This window comes from Shinella zoogloeoides (assembly GCF_030733845.1).
Classification (GTDB): Bacteria; Pseudomonadota; Alphaproteobacteria; order Rhizobiales; family Rhizobiaceae; genus Shinella; species Shinella zoogloeoides_C.
The window spans coordinates 2,136,557-2,157,101 of the sequence record NZ_CP132311.1 but is presented as its reverse complement, the minus strand read 5'-3'; the positions used below and the strand labels follow the sequence as shown (position 1 = coordinate 2,157,101).

The window sequence follows — 20,545 nt, the reverse complement described above, 5'->3', positions numbered from 1 at the left end:
GCCGCCCGGCCTTTGTTTTATTTCCGCATGCGCGCCTTGAGCAGGTCCATCAGTTCGCCGTCGCGCGGCAGCGTGCCGGCCTTGCCCTGTTCGCTCATCCAGTAGAACTGGCCGGGCTTCACCTTTGCCGGAAGCTCGTAGTCCATGCCTTCCCACACGTCCTCGCGGAAGGAATAGAAGGCCCAGTGGCCGCCCTTTTCCTCAACCGCATCCATGACGTCGGTCAGGTAGGTTCCGCAATCGGCCCAGAGCCGCATGCAGCCGAATTCGGCGGCGACAACGCGGGTCGGCGGCAGGCCCTGCGTCTTCGCCCAGTCGAAGGCGGCGCCGATATGGTCTGCGACGGCCTTGCGGTCCCAGGCCATCCTGCCGCCGGCATAGGCGGTTTCGACGCCGGGATAGCGGTGGGGCTTGTCGCGCTTCATGTTCGGCGCGCTCGTCGCGTCATAGGGCTCGTACATGTGGAACGCGTAGAGCACCTTGTCGTCGGCAAGGCGTCTCGGCCAGGCGGCCAGCGAACGCGGATTGGCATAGTAGCCGCCGTCGACCATGACAGGTGTGACGGGATCGACGGCGCGGATGGCCTCGATGATGCGCGCATAGAGCTTCGGCAGGTCGCGCGGGCTGTCGGCATGCTTCGCCTGCCAGGCGATGATGTCCTCCATCGTGCCGTTCTCGGCAAGGCCCGTCGTCTTTTCCGGCGCGGGCTCGTTGAGGAGGTTATAGGCGGCGATGGCGGGGTGGTCCTTCAGCGCGCCGGCAAGGTCGCGCCAGAAGGCCACGGCCTGATCGGCAAAGGCGGGATCGGACCATAGCCGGTCGTCGAACGCGCCGTCGTTCTGCTGCTTCCAGCGTGCCCCCGGCAGGCTGAGTGGCGTCACCGCCACCTTGAGCCCCGCGGCATGGGCCGCGTCGAGCGCCTTGCGCAGCTTTTCGAGGTCCTTCGCTTGCAGGCCCTTGTAGGCATCGGCATCGCCGATCAGGAAATCCCGGCCTTCGCCTTTCCACTTGCTGAAGGTCAGGCGCACCCAGGTCGCGCCGGTCGCCGCAAGCGCCTCGAAATAGGCCTTGTCCGGTTCAGCGGCATTGAAGCTGTTGCCGCCCTTCTGCGGCGTATCCCAGAAGGTCATGAGGTCGGCGGCGGAAGCGGCGTGCGGCAGCGTGCCGGCAAGCGCGAGAAAGAAGAGGGCGGGGCGGAGTTTCTTGAACATGGGAACCGGATTGCTGGTTTCGATGAAGCGGTTCGGCTCCTTCATAGGCAAAAGCGGCGAATTGCGGTTCGTACCGTGGCGAAACCGGGTTTTCCTGAAAAGAAAAAGCCGGCCACGACGGGCCGGCTTTCGCTGTCTATTTGAAAAACCGTCAGTCGACGAATTCGACCGTCACGCCGGCGCTTGTCATCTTGGCGAGCTCGGTGGCGTCCCAGTTGGTCATGCGGATGCAGCCATGGCTCTGGGTCTTGCCGATCTTCGAGGGCTCCGGCGTGCCGTGAATGCCATAGGTCGGCTTGGAGAGCGCGATCCAGACGGTGCCGACCGGGCCGTTCGGGCCGGGCTGCAGGGTCAGGACCTTGTTGTTGCTGCCCTGCTGGAAGTTGATCTTCGGATTGTAGGTGTAGCCCGGATTGAGCGCGATGCGCTCGACCGTGACCGTGCCGGAGGGCGAAGGCGTATCGGCCGAACCGATGCTCGCCGGATAGGCGGCGATCAGAGTACCGTTCTCATCATAGGCGAGCACCTGCTTGCGGCCCTTGTCGGCGAGGATCTTCGCCACCTTGCCGGTCTTCTTCGCGCCTGTGTCGACCACCTTGATGAGCGTGCCGGGAATGGTGAAATCGACGCCCGGATTGATCTCCTTCAGATAGGCCTCGTCCATATGGAACTTCTCGGCCAGCATCTCGGTCGTCGAGGTGAAGGAGAGATGCGGCAGCGCGGCCTTGTGGGCGTAATCCTCCGGGATCGACGCGACATAGGGACCGGCCGCGTCGGCGGCGGTGATCTCGTAGGTGGTGAAGGCCATGCCGCCGGAAAGGCGCAGGCGCTCCAGGATATCGTCGGCATTGTTCGGATCGAGCGTCTCGCCCGTCGCGTTCTGCCAGGCTTCGATCGCCTTGGTGACGTTCGAGCCCTTCTTCCCGTCGATCACGCCCGGCGAAAAACCCTCGCGGTCGAGGAACACCTGAAGCGCGGTGACTTCGGCCGATGACATCTTGCCGAGCGCCGTCGCCGGCTCGAATTTCGGGCCGGGCACGAATTCGGTATTCGGATCGATGCCGTTTTCCGGCAGCGCGGCGGTATCGTTCCCGTTGAAGTCGGGCAGGGGCTGCGAACCGCCGAAATCGGCATCCGGCAGGGGCTGCCGTTCGATATCTCCCGGCAGGCCTTCGCGCATTTCCGGCACGGAACTTGTCGTCAGGTCGTCGCCGAAGCCGGATTCGGGCGCCGGGGGGAAGTAATCCGGGTTCGTTTCAGGATAACCGCGCACCTCGCGGTAACGATCGCGCCGAGGGCGATAATCGTCGCCGCGTGCGTAATCGCGGTTGGCGGGCATGGCGGTGGCGACGATGTTGCCCCAGTTGTCGACCAGCACCGAGCGGCCGCTGTTGTCACGCGCCCAGCGGACGCTGCCGTCGTCGGGCACGTAATCGAGGATATCACCCTCCGGCGAGATGAGCACCGTATCGCGGTCGTAGCGGCTCTGGGCGTGGGCAGGCGCGAGGGCGAATCCGAGAACGGACGCCGCTGCAAGAAGCGAAATGCTTGTTTTAAATATCGAATTCACGATCGTTGACCTGCCAGATTGCATATATCGCGCGGACGGAACACTTGAATTCAGACCTTAATATGGAAAATCTGAATCGATGGTGAACCTAACGTCAACGCGTCAGGCAAAAACTTGTGATCGGTCGAGATGGTTCCGTGAAAATATGGGGTCGAAGCGCCGGCGCCCCGTGGCTTTGCCCGGATTTTGACCCTAGCATGGGCCATGCCTGACTGCCTCTTGCCGGAGCCCCGGATGACCTTTGTCCTCACTGCCGACACATCCTCTCATTCGTTTCGCCTGGACCTGACGCCGCAATCGGTGCTCGATGTCGGCGCCGCGGTCTTTCAAGGAGTGAACGTCGCGCCGGGCTCGGCGGTTCCCTCGGATGGCGATCCGCGGATCGACCGGGCCCTGCCGGGATTCCTGTTCACCTGCGGACCCGACCATATCCGCCATCCGGTGCCGGTCGAGGGCGCGGCGGACGGGCGGCGCTATCCCTTGCACGGTTCGTTCTCCTCCAATCCGGCGCTGCACACCCTCATCGAGGAGGACGAGGGGGAGGTAATCTGCGAGGGGCGGGTTCCCGTCGTGCTCGCCAATGGCGGTACGGCCGAACTTGCACGCCGCTGGCGGGCCGACCGGGCCACCGGCCACATCACGCTGGACGACGTGCTGACCAATACGGGAGCCACACCATGGCCGCGCTTTGGCATGTACCACATCAATTTCGGCACCGGGCTCTTTGACGAAAACACGCGGCTGACCGGTGCCATGCTACCCGGCGGCAGCCTGCCCTGGCGCTTCGGCGAGGGCGACATGACGATCTTTTGCGTACCGGCGGTCGGGACGGCGAACCACGGCTGGGCAGAGGTCGCCATCGGGCCGATCGCCAGCCTCGGCGGGCGCAGCGTGCATGTCCGTTTCCGCACCGATACCTTGCCCTTTCTGCAGGTCTGGCGGAACCAGTCGCCCGGTTGCGCCGTGCTCGGCATCGAACCGGTCTCGCATCGCCTCGCCCCCCGCGCCGAGCTGATCGCCGCCGGCGAGGCGCCGGATTTTGCGCCCGGCGAAAGCGCCGGCTACGGCCTCGCCTTCGAGGTCCGCTAGATTTCGCATGATTGACGCTCAGGCGGCACCGGCTTAAACGGTGGACGCCCCGTTTTTGAAAGGACACCCCCGTGGATATCCGCGAGATCAACGACGAATATTCCGTCTCCGGCCAGATCACCGTCGAGGACCTCGACGCGATCGCCGCCATGGGCTTCAAATCCATCGTCTGCCACCGCCCCGACCACGAAGAGGCCGGCCAGCCGGAATTTGCAGCCATTGCCGCCCGCGCCGGCGAACTCGGCATCGAGACCGCCCATGTGCCCGTCGGCCCGATGGGCGTGACGGCGGAAGCGGTGACCGGCATGGTCGACGCGCTCGACGAACTGCCGCGCCCGATGCTCGGCTATTGCCGCTCGGGCATGCGCTCGACCAAGACCTACGAACAGACGCAGCACATTCGCGGCTGAGGCCGGGGAGGGGAAAAGCCCCTCATCCGTCGCCGGCACCTTCTCCCCGCAAGCGGGGCGAAGGGACATGCCGAACCGGTTTTCAAAAAAATCGACGGTCTTGGAAGGTGCGAGGCATCGCCCCTTGCCCCTTCTCCCCGCTTGCGGGGAGAAGGTCGCGGCAGCGGGATGAGGGGCCTTACGCCCCAACCGTTACTTCCCGCTGCGAATATCCGAGAGCGTGCGCGTCGGCGTGATGGCTTCCGGGTCGAGCTTCACCTCGATGATCGCCGGCTTGCCGCTGGCGCGGGCGCGCAGGAAGGCGGGCGCGAAGTCTTCCGTCTTCTCCACCGTCTCGCCATGGCCGCCATAGGCGACGGCGAGCGCCGCGAAATCCGGATTGGTGAGGTCCGTGGCGCTGACGCGGCCGGGATATTCCCGCTCCTGGTGCATGCGGATCGTGCCGTAGATGCCGTTGTTGACGACGACGGTGATGATCGGGAGGTTGTAGCGCACGGCGGTGGCGAATTCCTGTCCGTGCATCATGAAGCAGCCGTCGCCGGCAAAGCAGATAACCTCGCGCTCCGGGTGGAGCTGCTTGGCGGCGACCGCGGCCGGCAGGCCGTAGCCCATCGAACCGGAGGTCGGCGCGGCCTGCGTGCCGAAGCGGCGGAAGCGGTGGAAGCGGTGCACCCAGGTGGCGTAGTTGCCGGCGCCGTTGGTGAAGATGGTGTCTTCGCCGGTGTTTTCCTCCAGCCAGGCCATGATCGGCCCCATCTGCACGTCGCCGGGGCCTTCCATGGGCGGCGTCGACCATTTCAGGTAGCTCTCGTGCATGGCGGTCGTGCGGGCGGCCCAGCGCGGCGCGGTCTTCGGGGCAAGGCCTTCGAGCGCGGCGACGAAATCGTCCGGTGCGGCGCAGATCGCCAGATCCGGGCGGTAGACGCGGCCGAGTTCCGACGGATCGGGATAGACATGGACCAGCTTCTGCTGCGGGTAGGGGCTCTTGAGCAGGCTGTACGTCGCGGACGGCATTTCGGAATAGCGGCCACCGAGCAGCACGATAAGGTCCGCCTCGCGGATTTCCTTGCCGAGCGCAGGATTGATGCCGATGCCGGAATCGCCGGCATAGTTCGGGTCCTGGTGGTCGAACAGCATCTGCCGGCGGAAGGAACAGGCGACCGGCAGCGACCAGCGCTCGGCGAAGTCCGCAAAGGCCGCGACGCTTTCCCCGGACCAGCGCGTGCCGCCGAGAATGACGAGCGGCCGCTCGGCCTTCTCCAGCAGGCCGGCCAGTTCCTCCACCTGCTTGCGGCCCGGATGGGCTTCCACCGGCATATAGGCCTGCGGCTCGACCGTCTCGACCGTGTCCGTCAGCATGTCCTCGGGCAGCGCCAGCACGACCGGGCCGGGGCGGCCGGAGGTGGCGACGGCGAAGGCGCGGGTGACGAATTCGGGAATGCGGCGGGCGTCGTCGATCTCGGCCACCCATTTGGCGACCTCGGTGAAGGCGCGGCGGTACTCCACTTCCTGGAAGGCCTCGCGCTCGCGCGCATCGCGCTGCACCTGGCCGATGAAGAGGATCATCGGGATCGAATCCTGCCGGGCGATGTGGAGGCCCGCCGAGGCGTTGGTGGCGCCGGGGCCGCGCGTGACCATGCAGATGCCGGGCTCGCCGGTGAGCCGGCCCCAGCAATCGGCCATCATCGCCGCGCCGCCTTCCTGACGGCAGACGAGGATATCGACATCCGTGTCGTGCAGCGCATCGAGAACGGCGAGGTAGCTTTCGCCCGGCACGCAGGCGACGCGCTTGACGCCATTGGCAACGAGGGCGTCGACGATCAACTGGCCACCGGTCTTCATGCGCTTTTCTTTCCTGCTTCGAGAGAATGGAGTTCCGCCAGCACGGCGTCGGTATGCTCGCCGAGCCGCGGGCTCGGGCGGTCGTAGGTGAGCGGCGTGCCGGAGAAGACGATGGGCGTGCGAACGCCGGGAATGCTGTTGCCGTCCGCATCCGGCAGGTCGATGCGCAGGCCGCGGGCCTTGACCTGCGGATCGTCGAAGGTCTCGGCAATGGAATTGATCGGCCCGGCCGGCACGCCCTCGCGCTCGCAGGCGGCCAGGAGGTCGGCCTTGCCGATGGCGGCCGTCGCGCCCGTCACGAGGCGGCGCACCTCGTCGCGATGGGCGACGCGGGCGCGGTTGGTCGCAAAGCGTGCATCGTCCGCCACGCCGTCGAGCTTCAGGATGCCGCAGAGCTTGCGGAACTGCCCGTCATTGCCGACGGCGAGGATGATGTGCCCGTCCGAGGTCGGCACGACCTCGTAGGGCGAGATGTTCGGATGCGCATTGCCGAGCCGCGCCGGCGCCGTGCCGGAGGCGAGGAAGTTCATGTTCTGGTTCGCCATGACGGCGGAGTGAACGTCGAGCAGCGCCATGTCGACATGCTGGCCCATGCCGGTCTTCATGACGTGGATGAGCGCGGCCTGGATAGCGGTCACGGCATAGATGCCGGTGAAGATGTCGGCGATGGCGACGCCCGCCTTCATCGGCTCGCCGTCCGGCGCGCCGGTCACCGACATGAAGCCGGACATGCCCTGCACGATATAGTCGTAGCCGGCGCGGGCGGCATAGGGACCGTCCTGGCCGAAACCGGTGATCGAGCAATAGACGAGCTTCGGATGCTTCTTCGCGAGGCTCTCGTAGTCGAGCCCGTATTTGACGAGCCCGCCGACCTTGAAGTTCTCGATTACCACGTCGGCGGTCGCGATCAGGCGGTGGACGATGTCGCGGCCTTCCTCGGTCTTGAGGTCGACGGCGATGGAGCGTTTGCCGCGGTTGGTGGAGTGGTAGTAGGCGGCCGAGAGGTTCTCGCCGTCCTTGCCCATGACGAAGGGCGGGCCCCAGGCACGCGTGTCGTCGCCGCCGTCCGGGTTCTCGATTTTGATGACGTCAGCCCCCATGTCGGCCAGCATCTGGCCGGCCCAAGGGCCGGCAAGCACCCGCGCCAGCTCGATGACCCTTATGCCGGCAAGCGGCAGGTTCGACTTCTCCATCGTGCACTTCCTCCAGGGTGGACGCGCAAAGGCGCCCGCCGGGCCTTTACGCCCGTTTTCCCTTGGATAACAAAAAGCCGGTGGGCACGATAGCCGAAGCGGGCGGGGACATCATGACGGCTGAGACTGACATGATGCCGGGCGGTTTTGCGTGCTTCAGATCGGCGTCGAGGTGGGCGGGATGGTCGCCGTCTTGCCCACCTGCCGCTCGCGCCAGATGACGTAGAGGCCGGAGCCGATGATAATGGCGATGCCGAGCCATTTCAGCGCGTCCGGCAGGTCGCCGAACACCCACCAGCCGAGGATGGTGGCCGAGACGATCTCCAGATATTGCAGCGGTGCGAGCGTGGAGGCGGGCGCCGAACGGTAGGCATAGACGCCGAGCACGCCGGCAATGGTGGCGGCGACGGCCGCGCCGGCGATGTAGAGCGTGTTCGCCATGTCGGGCATGACCGGCGTCAGGAAGGATATGCCCGCCCTGCCGCCGACAAGAAGCAGAATGCCGGCGAAGAGCGCGCCCCAGAGGCCGGCATAGAACTGCATGGACCAGGGGTCCTCCTTCTGTGCGACCAGACGGGTCAAGAGGAAGAACAGCGCCAGCGAGAAGGCGGCGACCACGGGCAGCAGCGCGATCCAGCCGACCTCCTGCAAGCTCGGCTGGATGACGAGCAGCGAGCCGAAGAAGCCGACGCCGCAGGCCGTATAGCGCCGCCAGCCGATCGTCTCCTTGAGGAAGATCGAGCCGAGGATCGTCAGGATGATCGGCTCGACGAAGAAGATGGCGATGGCGTCCGCCACCTCCATGACGGCAAGCGGCGTGACGAAGCTGATCATGGTGATGGCCATCAGCAGGCCGCGCGCCGCATGCAGGCTCATCTTCTTCCGGGTCACGTCGAGCAGCGTGCCGCGCATCAGACAGATCGGCCCCAGCACCGTCATCTGGAACAGGAGGCGCACGAAGGTGATCTCCGTCGCCGGCACGGAGGTGACGGCGAGCTTGGCGAAGATGTCGATGATCGGCGAGACGAGTACCGAGAGCACCATGAGAAGGAGCCCGAGGCTGACCTCGTTGCGCAACGGCGTGACGGCGGATGTGCTCATGTGTGTTCCGGGACCCGGCGCCTTTCCTCGACGACCCGCCGGCACCAGCCGGCAAAGGCATCGACGGCGGGATCGCGCAACGCCGGGCTTTCGTTCAGCGTCTCGTGACGCATGCCGCGATAGACCATCGTCGTGACGTCCTCAAGCCGTGATTTCTTGAGCCGTTCGGCAAAGGCCAGCGTCGCCCGGCCGCGATCCGTCGCCGGGTCCTCGTCGCCGCCGACAAGATGGATGGGCAGACGCTTCGGCAGGCGGGCGAGCCCGTCGGCCGAGGCGCCGGCAAAGGTCACGGCGAAGATGTCGATCCACATGGAGACGTTGACGTCGAAGCCGCAGAGGGGATCGGCGATATAGGCGTCCACCTCGGCGGGCTCGTGCGACAGCCAGTCGAACGCCGTGCGCCGGCCGGCGATGGATTTCCCCCAGGCGCCGAAGGTGAGGCGCGGCAGGATGCCGCTCGGCACGTCCGAACCCTTCAGCATGCGCTCGGCCGCCAGCACGCCCTGCGCGATGCGTCCGGCAAGGCCGGGTTCGAGGTTGGAATTCCAGACGGCCAGCGCATCGATGTCGGCCGGATGCGCCTCGGCGAAGGCGAGCGCCAGCAGCCCGCCCATCGAATGGCCGAAGAGCACGACCGGCAGGCCCGGATGCCGGGCGACGGCATGGTCCCTGACGGCGCGCATGTCCGCGATCACGCGGCCGATGCCGTTGCACGGTGCGAACTGGCCGCGCGGCGCATCCGGCGCTGTTGTGAAGCCATGGCCGCGATGGTCGTGGGCATAGACGTGAAAACCTTCCGCCGCCATGTGTGCGGCAAAGGCCGCATAACGCGCGCTGTGCTCGGCAAGGCCGTGGCTGAGGAGGAGGATGCCGCGTGCGTCGCCGCGCGCCGGCTCATGACGCAGTGCGAGCGTCGCCCCGCTTGTACTCTTCAGCGTCCCGGCTTCTGAAAACACCACCATTCCTCCCGTTCGGCAAAGGTCAACGCGATTTGCCATGCAAACACAACGGGATGCGGCGTGTATTTTTCCTTATCTTCTCGCATTTCGGGATTTTTCCGATTCATGGTTGCAATTTTCTCGTTTTAGGTTGTATATGATCTTGTTTTGTTCTCATTTGGGGGCTGGGTCATGAAGACGAAAGCTGCATTTTCCGTTCTTGCCGCATGCATCTCCTTTCTGCTGGCTGCCGGGGTCGCGCTGGCGCAGTCCGTGCCGGACGGCGGCGGGACGCGGGAAGTCCTCTCCCTCAGTTGGCAGCCGGGTTACTGCGCGGCGCGGCCGAAGAGCCGCGGCTGCGCAGATTTCTCCGCGACATCGCCGGCTGCAAGGCAATTCTCGCTGCATAGCCGCTTCCAGGTGCGCAAGAGTTATTGCGGCATCGAGGCCGACCTGAAGCAGCGGGCGCGCAAGGGCAAGTGGACGGACCTGCCGGACATCACGCTCGCCGTGGCGACGAAGCAGCGCCTCATGGCGGCCATGCCTGCCGCGCGGCTCGGCCTCGACCGTCAGCAATGGCTGCGCAGCGGCAGTTGCGTCGCCGCCTCGGCGGAGGCCTATTACGACCGCTCGCTCGATCTGCTCGACCAGCTCAATGCCTCGCCGGTGCCGGCGCTCTTTACCGGCAAGGCCGGCGGCACCTTGACGCTCGCCGAGGTTCGCGCCGCCTTCGACAAGGCCTTCGGCCCCGGGGCCGGCGAGCGGGTGCGCCTTGCCTGCCGCAAGGCGGGCGACCGGACCATGGTGATCGGCCTCACCATCGGCCTTGCCGCCGGCGAGGGCACGCTGTCGGCGCTGATCGACGGGTCGTCTCCGACGAAATCGCGCTGCACCGAAGGTTTTACGGGCATGGCGTCGGCGGGCTAGGGGCCGTTCGGCGGGTACTCCCCACCGTCCCGTGACGGTGCCGGGTGCGGTTTGCGCCGTGCGGGGCAGGAGGGTTGGCTTCTGATGGCCCTGCCTTCGGGGAATTGCGGGAGAAGGCTTGTGCGCTGGCGCTTTCGCTGATTGCCGCGGGCGGAGAATTCGCCTACATAGCGGGCAAATTTCCTGCGAATGCGGAGTACGCTTACATGGCACGTCAGTTCATCTATCACATGTCGGGGCTCAACAAGTCCTACGGCGCCAAGAAAATTCTCGAAAACGTCAACCTGTCTTTCTATCCCGATGCCAAGATCGGCATCCTCGGCCCGAACGGCGCGGGTAAGTCGACCGTCCTTCGTATCATCGCCGGTCAGGACAAGGAATATACCGGGGAAGCCTGGCTCGCCGAAGGCGCGACCGTCGGTTACCTGGAGCAGGAGCCGAAGCTCGACCCGACCAAGACGGCCTTCGAGAACGTCATGGAAGGCGTGGCCGACAAGCAGGCCGTGCTCGACCGCTACAACGAGCTGATGATGAACTATTCCGACGAGACGGCGGAAGAGGGCGCCAAGCTCCAGGACATCATCGACAGCCAGAACCTCTGGGACCTCGAACAGCAGGTCGAGATGGCGATGGAAGCGCTGCGCTGCCCGCCGAAGGACGCCGACGTCACGGTGCTGTCGGGTGGTGAGCGCCGCCGTATCGCGCTCTGCCGCCTGCTTCTGTCGCAGCCCGACCTTCTGCTGCTGGACGAGCCGACCAACCATCTCGACGCCGAGACCATCGCCTGGTTGGAAAAGCACCTGCGCGACTATCCGGGCGCCGTGATGATGATCACCCACGACCGTTACTTCCTCGACAACGTGACCGGCTGGATCCTCGAGCTCGACCGCGGCCGCGGCATTCCCTACGAAGGCAACTACTCCGCCTACCTGCAGGCCAAGGCCAAGCGCATGAAGCAGGAAAGCCGCGAGGAAGCCGGGCGCCAGAAGGCGCTGTCGCGCGAACAGGAGTGGATCGCTTCCAGCCCGAAGGCGCGTCAGGCCAAGTCCAAGGCCCGTATCAAGGCTTACGAACAGCTGGTCGATGCGGCCGAAAACATCCGGCCCGGCGATGCCCAGATCATCATCCCGGTCTCTGAGCGCCTCGGCAACGTGGTCATCGAACTGGAAGGCATCAAGAAGGGCTTTGACGACCGCACGCTGATCAACGACCTGTCGATCAAGCTGCCGCCGGGCGGCATCGTCGGCATCATCGGTCCGAACGGCGCCGGCAAGTCGACGCTGTTCAAGATGATTACCGGCCAGGAACAGCCCGATGCCGGCTCGATCCGCATCGGCGACACCGTCCAGCTCGGTTATGTCGACCAGAGCCGCGATGCGCTCGACGGCAACAAGACGGTCTGGGAGGAAATCTCCGGCGGTGCCGAAGTCATCAAGCTCGGCAAGTTCGACATGAACTCCAGGGCCTATTGCGGCGCCTTCAACTTCAAGGGCGGCGACCAGCAGCAGAAGGTCGGCAACCTGTCCGGCGGCCAGCGCAACCGCGTGCACCTTGCCAAGATGCTGAAGGCCGGCGGCAATGTGCTGCTGCTCGACGAACCGACCAACGACCTCGACACGGAAACGCTGGGTGCGCTGGAAAGCGCGCTCGAAAACTTCGCCGGCTGCGCGATCATCATCAGCCACGACCGCATGTTCCTCGACCGTCTGGCGACGCATATCCTGGCCTTCGAAGGCGACGGCCATGTGGAGTGGTTCGAAGGCAATTTCGAGGACTATGAGGAAGACAAGGTGCGCCGCCTCGGCCCCGACGCCCTCAACCCCGGCAGCCAGGCCTACAAGCGCCTGACCCGCTGAGCGAAAACGTCATCGCCCTTTTGAGAAACCCCGGTTCGCCGGGGTTTTTCTTTGGGCCTGTTGATGGGAAGATCGGCGACACGGATTGGCTCTTGCGCGACGCGAGTTAATCACATAAACATATCTTTATGTCTTGATTGGAAAGATCATGGGCGACATGCAGAAACTCGGACTGGACGACATCGTGGAGATCCTGAAGGCGGCGGGCGAGCCGACGCGCCTTCGCCTGCTCGCGCTGCTCTCGCATGGCGACCTTACCGTGACCGATCTCACCGATATCCTCGGCCAGTCCCAGCCGCGCATCTCGCGCCACCTGAAGCTGCTGGCCGAGGCGAGCCTCGTCGATCGCTACCAGGAAGGGGCCTGGGCCTTCTTCCGGCTGAGCCAGGGCGGCCCCGCCGTCGCGCTCGCCCACCAGCTCCTCGATGCGGCCGAGCCGGCGGACGCGGTCTTTACCCGCGACGACGAGCGCCTGCGCGCGCTCAAGAAGATCCGTTCCGACAAGGCGCAGGCCTATTTCAGCCGCAACGCGGCGGAGTGGGATGCGGTGCGGCGCCTGCATGTCAGCGAGGCGGAAGTGGAGGCGAAGCTCGCCGAGATGATCGGCACGGCCCCGGTCGGCGCCTTCCTCGATCTCGGCACGGGCACCGGGCGCATCCTCCAGCTCTTCGAAGGGCTCTACCGCCGCGGCGTCGGCGTCGATGCCAGCCGCGACATGCTGGCGGTGGCCCGCGCCAATCTCGACCGCGCCGGCATCACCAAGGCCTCGATCCGCCATGGCGACATTTTCAACCTGCCGCTGGAGCGCGACGAATTCGACGTCGTGACGATCCACCAGGTCCTGCATTTCCTCGACGAGCCGGACGCGGCGATCGCAGAAGCCGCGCGCATGCTGGCGCCCGGCGGCCGCCTTGCGATCATCGACCTGGCGCCGCACGCGCTGGAGCACCTGCGCGACGAGCACGCCCATATCCGCCTCGGCTTCTCGCACCAGACCCTCTCCGAGTGGCTGGAGAAGGCGGGGCTCGCCGTCGAGGAGGTCGTCGACCTCAAACCCGCGCATTCGGCTGCCGATGCGCTCACCGTGACAATCTGGCTTGCCCGCGACCAGCGCGAACAGGCGGCCGACCCCATCGCGATCCGCAGGAGGAGTTGACATGAAGCAGGCGACCGCCACCAGGGCCCACAAGGACATCCGTCTGTCTTTCGAATTCTTCCCGCCGAAATCGGCGGAGGCAGAAGGCCAGCTCTGGGAGACGGCCGCCCAGCTTTCGGCCTATGAGCCGGGCTTCATGTCGGTCACCTATGGCGCGGGCGGTTCCACCAAGGCACCGACACTGGCGACGGTGCGCCATCTCCTGAAGATGGGCCTGCCGGCCGCCTCGCACCTTACCTGCGTCGGTGCGACGAAGGAGGAGGTGCATGCCGTCGTCGCGGAGTTCCAGGCGGTGGGCGTCCATCATTTCGTGGCGCTGCGCGGTGATCCGCCGGGCGGCGTCGGCGCGGCCTACCAGCCGCATCCGGGCGGCTATGCCAATGCGGCGGAACTGACGGCGGGCCTGCGCGCACTCGCCGATGTCGAGGTCTCCGTCTCCGCCTATCCGGAGAAACATCCGCAAAGCCCCGATGTCGCCGCCGATATCGACATGCTCAAGCGCAAGGTGGATGCCGGCGCCACGCGCGCGCTGACGCAGTTCTTCTTCGAGAACGACGATTTCGAGCGCTATCTGGAGCGCGTGCGCAAGGCGGGGATCACGATCCCGATCGTGCCAGGCATCCTGCCGGTGCACAATCTCGCGCAGGTCCAGAAATTCGCCGACCTGTGCGGCGCCTCGGTGCCGGGCTGGCTTGCAGAACGCCTCGGTCCGTTCGAAGATCGTCCGCAGGAGCGTGCCGCCGTTGCGGTCGACCTCGCGATCCGCCAGGTGAACGACCTCATCGCCCGCGGCATCAGCGAGTTCCACTTCTATACGATGAACCGGGCGGCGATGGTTTCGGCGGTTTGCGACGGCGTCGGCTTTGCGAAGATCGACCGGAGCCGCGCTGCGGGCGCTGCGGCCTAGTTCTTCGCCAGGCCCGAATGCCGAAGGCTTCAAATAAAAACGCATGGCGCCGTCTCCGGGGCCATGCGTTTTTTCAATGGGTTTCGGCAGGGTTTCTTGTTCTTGTCCCTGACCTTTCTGCTTCGCTTGGATCGCCTCAGATGAAGATCATCGTTGCGATGAAGAGGAACGCTGCACTGATCATCAGAACATTCAAGGAATGTGTGAGTCCCATGGCTGACCTCCTTGCGTTTACGGTCCGATATTACGACCGAAAAAAGCGGGTTGGAAAGGTATTTTGTTGCTGCGTTGCAACATCCGGGCTCGGCCCGATGGTTATTAACAGCTCTAACCTGCTGAATTTCCTCCTTTATCGTGCGCGCCACAAAAAATTCACAATCCCTACCAAATGACGAATGCCGACATTGTGCATTTACCATTATGGCGTAAGTCGGGTCCGCAATCCGGCGTATCGCCATGAAACGGCCGGAAAGGCGCTTTGTTCCCGGCCTCTTCAGGCGGTGCGCAAACGGGCGAGGACACGCCCGTCGAGCACAACGAGGCCCGCGAGCACCAGCGCCATGCCGAGGATGCCGAGCGGCGTCAGGGTTTCGCCGAGGAACAGCATGCCGGCGAGAATCGCGCTGGGCGGCACGAGCAGGGTGACGAGCGAGGTATTGGTCGCGCCGGCCGCCGCCATGATCCGGAAGAACAGGATGTAGCCGTAGGCCGTCGAGACGAGCGCCAGCGCCAGCACGGCGAGGATGGCCGACAGCGGGGGCAGGGGAAGCTGCCAGGGCGAATCGAGCGCAAGGGAGACCGGCAGCATCAGCAGCGTCGAGGCCGTCAGCTGGCCGGCGGCGATGACGGGCGGGGCGGTGCCGCGGAAGCGTTTGCCGTAGGTCGCGGCAAAGCCGTAGGAGACGGCGGCCAGCACCGGCAGGAGGACCGCCCAGAGCGGCGGGCCGCCGGCGCCGGTAAACGGCGCAAGCGCTCGCGGGCCGATCAGCACCGCGGTGCCGACGAGGCCGATGAGGCAGCCGGCGATCTTCTCCGACGAGAGCTTTTCGTCCACGGTCATGCGGTTGGCGATGAGCACGGTGAAGATCGGCGTCGTCGCGTTGAGGATGGAGGCGAGGCCCGCGCCGATCTGTGTCTGGCCGAGGAAGATCAGCATGTGCGGCACGGCATTGTTGATGAGGCCGAGCAGCAGGAACTCGCGCCAGCGCTCGCGCAGCGTCGCGTAGATGCCGAAGCGGCCGGCGACGTAGACGTGCAGCGCAAGCGCCGCGATGCCGACACGCAGCAGCACGAGCGTCGCCGGCGGCACATGGGCGACCGCCACGCGCGCGAAGAAGAAGGAACCGCCCCAGATCATGCCGAGGAGCGCGAGCAGGCCCCAGGTCTGGGCGCTCATGCGTGTTGCTGCAACCGGCTGTTCCATGCGTTCCCCCTCCCAGGGCATCCAGGCGAAGCGGCGTGGATACGGCAAGACAAAGACAAACGGCGCATGTCCGGTTCGACCGGGCATGCGCCGCTTCGGGTCTGGGCGAGGTTTACAGCACCGGATGGCGGTCGGCCACCCGATTCCGTCAGAGGGCGGAGAGCAGGGCCTGTGTGGCCCAGCCGTCTGCCGGCAGGCCGAGGCGCAGCTGTTCCTTCTGGATCGCGGCGCGCGTGCCGGAACCCAGAATGCCGTCGATCTTGCCGACGTCGTGGCCGTGGCCCTGCAGCTTGGTCTGGAGCTGCTTCATGGCGTCGTCGGAAAGGCCTTCCTCCGGCGTGCCGCGCTCATAGGGCGGCATGCCGGCAAGACGGGTCGCGAAATAGGCGGCCGACGTCGTGTAGATGAAGGACTGGTTCCATTCGAGATAGATGTTGAAGTTCGGATAGGTGATGAAGGCCGGGCCCTTGCGACCCTGCGGCAGCACAAGAGAGGCTTCGAGATTGCCGAAGGACGTGTCGCCGTCGCGCGGCTTGACGCCGAGCGCGAACCAGTCGGCGGCCTTCATGCCCGGCTGCAGGCCGGTCTTCTCGAAGGGCAGCACCTTCGGCACGGACACTTCCTGGATCCACGGCTGGCCCTTGGTGAAGCCGAGATGCTGGATGAACTTGGCGGCCGTCAGGATGGCGTCGGGCGCGCTCTTCTTGACGTCGATATGGCCGTCGCCGTCGCCATCCACGCCGAATTCGATGATGTCCTTCGGCAGCATCTGCACCTGGCCGATTTCGCCGGCCCAGGCGCCCGTCGTGCCGTTCGGGTCGAGGTCGCCATGGCCGACCATTTCGATGGCCGCGAGAAGCTGCGGGCGGAAGAGCTCGGGACGGCGGCAATCGTGCGAGAGCGTCACCAGGGCGTTGCGGGTGTTGAAATCGCCCTGAACGGCGCCGAAGTCGGTCTCCATGGCCCAGAAGGCGGCGATGATCGGGCCCGGCACGCCGAATTCCTGCTCGGCGCGGGCGAAGACGGAGCCGAGATCCTTCAGCTTCTTGCGGCCGATGTCGAGGCGCGACTGGCTGACCGTGCGCTTGGAGAATTCGAGGAAGGTCTGGCGGAACACGCCCTGGGCGCGGTCACGCGACAGCACCTTCTGGTCGATGGCGGCGCCGGCAAGCGCGCGGTCGGCGACCTCGGCGGAAACGCCGCGCGTCAGCGCCTCGGCCTTCACGCCCTCAAGGAACGCGCTGACATCGCCGCCGCAGGCCGCTGCCGTTTGGGCATGCGCATTGCCGGCGAGAAGAAAGGCCGCAAGGCCTGCCGCAAGTGTCGTCTTCAGGTTTGGCCGCATCCGAGTGCTCCTTGGGTCCGCTGCCGGCTGTCTTCGATGCCCGGCTATCTCGAATGCCGGCTGTCTCAGATGAATGTGACGGAAGCAAGAAGAAAACGGCAACCGCGGCGTGCGGTCGCCCTTTCTCACGCAAATGTTGTCGCGCTCAACGGGAAACCGAAGCGACCCACTTGTTCCAGTTCTTCGTGGAGCCGGCGAAGACGTTGATGTCCGTATCGCCGGAGATGCCCGGCACGACGCCCGTCGAGGTATATTGCCAGAAGGCCCACTTGCGCGCGGCGTAGATGTTTTCCGGATGGTTGGCGACCGAGCGCAGCCAGAAAGGGTAGTTCTCGAAATGGCCGACGAGGTTGTCCTGATGGAAATCGACCGTCGTATAGATGATCGGCCGCTTGCCGTAATGCGCTTCGAGGCGATCCATGAAGCGCTTCAGCACCGTGCGCACCTCGTCTGCCGGCGGGCGCAGCTTGCAGGTCGGCGAGGCGGCGTTCCATTCGGCGTCCAGCACCGGCGGAAGCTGCACGGCCTCCTTCGGCACGTTGGCGATGAACCAGTCGGCCTGCGCGTCCGCCGTCGAACAGAAATAGTAGAAGTGGTAGGGCGCATGGGAGATGCCGGCGGCGCGCGCGCCGCGCCAATAGTCGGCAAAGCGGCTGTCCAGCCGGTCGGTGCCTTCGGTCGCCTTCAGGAAGGCGAAGGAGACGCCGCCCTTCTTGACGGCGTGCCAGTCGATCTCGCCGTTCCATTTGGAGACGTCGATGCCGTGGACCTCGTGGCGATGCGGCGTGCGGGCGCCGAAATCCTGCGGATCCTTGTCCTCGAACCGCGGCGGAAGCGACGCGGTGGACACGAGATCGTAGTCGGTGGTGGAGCAGGACGTGGCGAGAAGGGCAAGGGGCAGGAGAGCCAGAAGAAGCCGACGCATGAAGGTTCCGTTGTTGCGCGTTTACCAATCCTGCCTCGAATGGGCCGGGCCGTAAAGGGGAGCGCGCGAGACGGGCCTTCGACCTATCGCGTATTTCCGTAAAATTATGGTTAGCGGGCGGTTAAGCCGGGGCGAGGGGTCCGCCCCGGCTTCGACCGTCAGAACTTCATGCTCACGCCGACCATGACCGAGTGCGAATCTATATCGCCATCGACGCCAGCGGCGCCGAACACGTCGGACTTGCTGTAGTCGCTGTAGCGATATTCGAGCCGCCCGGCCACATTGTCGGTGAAGGCCTGTTCCACACCGGCGCCAATCGTCCAGCCGTGCAGCGTTTCGCCTTCGCTCGCGCCGGTGTTCACGTCTTCCAGCTTGGCATGGGTGAAGGCATAGCCGCCCGTACCGTAGATCAGGGTCCGGTCGATGGCGTAGCCGAGACGTGCGCGAACGGAGCCACCCCATGTGGTTTCCGTTTCGAGCGTCGTTCCGCCTGCCGCGAACCGTTCGTCATTGAAGTCGCGCTTGATGTCGGCTTCCACGCCGTACACCCAGCCGTCGTTGAAGAAGTTGTAGCCGGCATAGGCGCCGACGGCAAAGCCGCCGAGATCTTGGTTGATGGCCGAAACGCCGTCCGAATACTCGACCCCTGTCCAGGCATAGCCGGTGTTCACACCGACATAGAAGCCGCCCCAGTCATAGATGCCGGCCACCTCGGTAATCGGGGTTTCCACCGGGGGTTCGGCAATGGCCATGTCGGCCGCGAAGGCCGGCAGTGCGCCTGCGGTGAGCAGGATGCCGGCGGCACCGAAGATGATGGATTTCATGTGATGGTCCTTTTCACTCGATACTCGCGCGAAGCCCCGCACGCGAATGACAACAACCGACCCAACGCGCAGAAAGCCCGTTGGTTCCGAAGAAAATAGACCCCATGAATCTTGGGGGCGAATGCCAACACTCGCTTAACACTCTGTCATTCTTTGTCCGCTAGAAACATCACCAGGCCGCTATGGGCCGGGGCACCCTGTTGTCATGATAACAACGGTTTAGGGTTACATGATGTTGAAAACCTTGTTGCCGAGGATCGAGCAGCGCTATGCGCTGGCGGGATCGGTCTTCGGAGCGTTTCTGCCTGCCATCTGCTTTGCTGCCGATCAGTTCCTGCGCGATCACAACGAGGCGAGCCTTTTCGGCTTTTCCACGCCGACAGCAACCGCGCTCGCCCTGATGCCGGTCTTCTTCGGCGTCGGCTTCTACCAGATCGGCCGTTCCAAGGCGCAACTCATCGAAGAGCTCGGCCAGCGGCGGCAGACCGAGCGGCAACTGACGCACGAGGCGCATCACGACCGGCTGACGGGGCTGGCCAACCGCTTCTGCCTGGAGCGCGATATCCAGGCCTTCATGGAAGCGCGCGAGGGGGGAAGTCGCCCGGCTTTGCTGCTTCTCGATCTCGACCGATTCAAATTCGTCAATGACAGCCTCGGCCACGATGCCGGCGACCAGCTTCTGGCGGCCATTGCCGAGCGGCTGAAGCGCGCGCTGCTGTCGACGGCGCGGGTCTACCGGCTGGGCGGCGACGAATTCGTCGTGACGATCGCCGGACGGCCTTCCCAAGGCAAGATTGAAGATGTCTGCCGCACGATCTGCCAGCTTTTCGAGGAACCGTTCGAGCTGAAGCGCAACCGCGTGACAAGCGGCTGCAGCATCGGCGTCACCTTCATGGAGGCGGAAGACGTCAGCATGTCCGAGCTCCTGAAGCGCGCCGACCTTGCGCTCTACGCGGCGAAGGAGGCGCATGCTTGCGGTTTCCGGTTCTTCGACGCGGCGCTGGCCGCCGACGTGCAGGCGCGAGCGGCGATCGAGCACGATCTGGCGCGGGCGATCAGGGCCGGCGAATTCTTCCTCGAATACCAGCCCATCGTCGGCGTCGAGAGCCGCTCGGTCCGCGGCTTCGAGGCGTTGCTGCGCTGGCGGCATCCGGAAAAGGGGCTGATCATGCCCGACGTCTTCATCCCGGCCGCCGAGAAGACGGGCCTCATCCTGCCGCTCGGCAACTGGGTGGTTCGTGAGGCTTGCCGGGAGGCGGCCAAGTGGCCGGCGCCGGCCGGCGTTGCCGTCAACGTCTTCGGCGACCAGTTCAAGAACCGCGCCTTTGTCGGTTATGTGAAGGAATGCCTCGCCGAGGCCGGGCTTGCGCCGGGGCGCCTTACGGTCGAGGTGACGGAATCGGTCTTCTCGGTGGACGAGACGGCCATCCGAGAAAGCCTCAAGGAGCTGCGCGATCACGGCGTGCGCGTGGCACTCGACGATTTCGGTATCGGCTTTTCCTCGATCAACAACCTGCGCGCCTTCCCGATCGACCAGCTCAAGATCGACCGCTCCTTCGCGCGGGCGATGATGGAGAGCAAGCGCGATGCCGACCTCGTCGACATCATCCTGAAACTCGGCCAGACGTTCCAGGTGACGACGACGGTGGAGGGCATCGAATCGGAAAGCCAGTTCGATTTCATCCGCCAGCGCGGCGCAGCCGAGGCGCAGGGCTACCTGATCTCCGGCCCGGTCGCCGCATCCGACGTCATGACCTTCCTCGTGCGGCCGGACAGCCGGCTTTCGGCCTGATCGCGCAAAAAGCCTTTTCACGGCATTCAAATCCTG

General features: G+C 65.2%; 17 protein-coding genes. 7 read left to right on the top strand and 10 right to left on the bottom strand.

Translation table 11 applies throughout. The annotated features are described in order from the left end of the window. Positions 1-17: 17 nt before the first annotated feature. Both Q9316_RS11730 and Q9316_RS11725 read right to left on the bottom strand, forming a co-directional pair. Positions 18-1,211 carry a glycoside hydrolase family 5 protein gene (locus tag Q9316_RS11730; RefSeq protein ID WP_306031795.1) on the bottom strand — a complete coding sequence of 398 codons (1,194 nt, stop codon included), beginning with the start codon at positions 1,209-1,211 and terminating at the stop codon, positions 18-20. Positions 1,212-1,362: 151 nt separating this feature from the next. Continuing rightward, a complete protein-coding gene (locus Q9316_RS11725) occupies positions 1,363-2,805 on the bottom strand; it encodes a L,D-transpeptidase family protein (protein ID WP_306031794.1) in 1,443 nt (480 codons plus the stop codon). A gap of 210 nt (positions 2,806-3,015) precedes the next feature. Between Q9316_RS11725 and Q9316_RS11720 the strand changes: the two genes are divergently transcribed. Both Q9316_RS11720 and Q9316_RS11715 read left to right on the top strand, forming a co-directional pair. Next, entirely contained in the window at positions 3,016-3,870 is an 855-nt protein-coding gene (locus tag Q9316_RS11720; RefSeq protein ID WP_306031793.1) for a DUF4432 family protein, read from the top strand. A 71-nt stretch (positions 3,871-3,941) separates the two neighbouring features. After that, complete coding sequence (locus Q9316_RS11715; protein WP_306031792.1) at positions 3,942-4,280, top strand: TIGR01244 family sulfur transferase; 339 nt, start codon at positions 3,942-3,944, stop codon at positions 4,278-4,280. A 192-nt stretch (positions 4,281-4,472) separates the two neighbouring features. On the opposite strand, the gene Q9316_RS11710 is transcribed toward Q9316_RS11715, so the two are convergent. The 4 genes from Q9316_RS11710 to Q9316_RS11695 all read right to left on the bottom strand — a co-directional run bounded on the left by Q9316_RS11710 (position 4,473) and on the right by Q9316_RS11695 (position 9,372). Further along, on the bottom strand, positions 4,473-6,122 hold the full coding sequence (locus Q9316_RS11710; RefSeq protein WP_306031791.1) for a thiamine pyrophosphate-binding protein: 1,650 nt from the start codon (positions 6,120-6,122) through the stop codon (positions 4,473-4,475). Further along, a complete protein-coding gene (locus tag Q9316_RS11705; RefSeq protein ID WP_306031790.1) occupies positions 6,119-7,315 on the bottom strand; it encodes a CaiB/BaiF CoA transferase family protein in 1,197 nt (398 codons plus the stop codon). The genes Q9316_RS11710 and Q9316_RS11705 overlap by 4 nt, the downstream gene beginning before the upstream one ends. A gap of 156 nt (positions 7,316-7,471) precedes the next feature. Further along, positions 7,472-8,416 (bottom strand): DMT family transporter, encoded by a 945-nt coding sequence (locus Q9316_RS11700; RefSeq protein ID WP_306031789.1) that lies wholly within the window; start codon positions 8,414-8,416, stop codon positions 7,472-7,474. Next, positions 8,413-9,372, bottom strand: a complete 960-nt coding sequence (locus tag Q9316_RS11695; protein ID WP_306031788.1) for an alpha/beta fold hydrolase — start codon at positions 9,370-9,372, stop codon at positions 8,413-8,415. The genes Q9316_RS11700 and Q9316_RS11695 overlap by 4 nt, the downstream gene beginning before the upstream one ends. Before the next feature lie 174 nt (positions 9,373-9,546). Here Q9316_RS11695 and Q9316_RS11690 point away from each other — a divergent pair, with 174 nt between their 5' ends. From Q9316_RS11690 to metF, 4 genes are all read left to right on the top strand, one after another. Then, positions 9,547-10,281, top strand: coding sequence for a ribonuclease (locus Q9316_RS11690; protein WP_306031787.1), 735 nt, complete (start codon positions 9,547-9,549; stop codon positions 10,279-10,281). 206 nt (positions 10,282-10,487) lie between these two features. Further along, positions 10,488-12,137 (top strand): energy-dependent translational throttle protein EttA, encoded by a 1,650-nt coding sequence (gene ettA / locus Q9316_RS11685; protein ID WP_306031786.1) that lies wholly within the window; start codon positions 10,488-10,490, stop codon positions 12,135-12,137. Positions 12,138-12,285: 148 nt separating this feature from the next. After that, entirely contained in the window at positions 12,286-13,293 is a 1,008-nt protein-coding gene (locus Q9316_RS11680) for an ArsR/SmtB family transcription factor (protein ID WP_306031785.1), read from the top strand. A gap of 1 nt (position 13,294) precedes the next feature. After that, positions 13,295-14,200: a methylenetetrahydrofolate reductase [NAD(P)H] gene (gene metF / locus Q9316_RS11675; RefSeq protein ID WP_306031784.1), complete on the top strand. Its 906-nt coding sequence runs from the start codon at positions 13,295-13,297 to the stop codon at positions 14,198-14,200. A gap of 493 nt (positions 14,201-14,693) precedes the next feature. On the opposite strand, the gene Q9316_RS11670 is transcribed toward metF, so the two are convergent. The 4 genes from Q9316_RS11670 to Q9316_RS11655 all read right to left on the bottom strand — a co-directional run bounded on the left by Q9316_RS11670 (position 14,694) and on the right by Q9316_RS11655 (position 18,717). Then, complete coding sequence (locus Q9316_RS11670; protein WP_306031783.1) at positions 14,694-15,623, bottom strand: DMT family transporter; 930 nt, start codon at positions 15,621-15,623, stop codon at positions 14,694-14,696. Positions 15,624-15,771: 148 nt separating this feature from the next. Continuing rightward, positions 15,772-16,968 carry a lytic murein transglycosylase gene (locus Q9316_RS11665; RefSeq protein ID WP_306031782.1) on the bottom strand — a complete coding sequence of 399 codons (1,197 nt, stop codon included), beginning with the start codon at positions 16,966-16,968 and terminating at the stop codon, positions 15,772-15,774. 145 nt (positions 16,969-17,113) lie between these two features. Further along, positions 17,114-17,893 carry a glycoside hydrolase family 25 protein gene (locus tag Q9316_RS11660; protein ID WP_306031781.1) on the bottom strand — a complete coding sequence of 260 codons (780 nt, stop codon included), beginning with the start codon at positions 17,891-17,893 and terminating at the stop codon, positions 17,114-17,116. 158 nt (positions 17,894-18,051) lie between these two features. Then, positions 18,052-18,717 (bottom strand): outer membrane protein, encoded by a 666-nt coding sequence (locus tag Q9316_RS11655; protein ID WP_306031780.1) that lies wholly within the window; start codon positions 18,715-18,717, stop codon positions 18,052-18,054. A gap of 229 nt (positions 18,718-18,946) precedes the next feature. On the opposite strand from Q9316_RS11655, the gene Q9316_RS11650 reads away from it, so the two are divergent. Beyond that, on the top strand, positions 18,947-20,509 hold the full coding sequence (locus Q9316_RS11650; protein ID WP_306031779.1) for a putative bifunctional diguanylate cyclase/phosphodiesterase: 1,563 nt from the start codon (positions 18,947-18,949) through the stop codon (positions 20,507-20,509). The last annotated feature ends 36 nt before the right edge of the window (positions 20,510-20,545 follow it).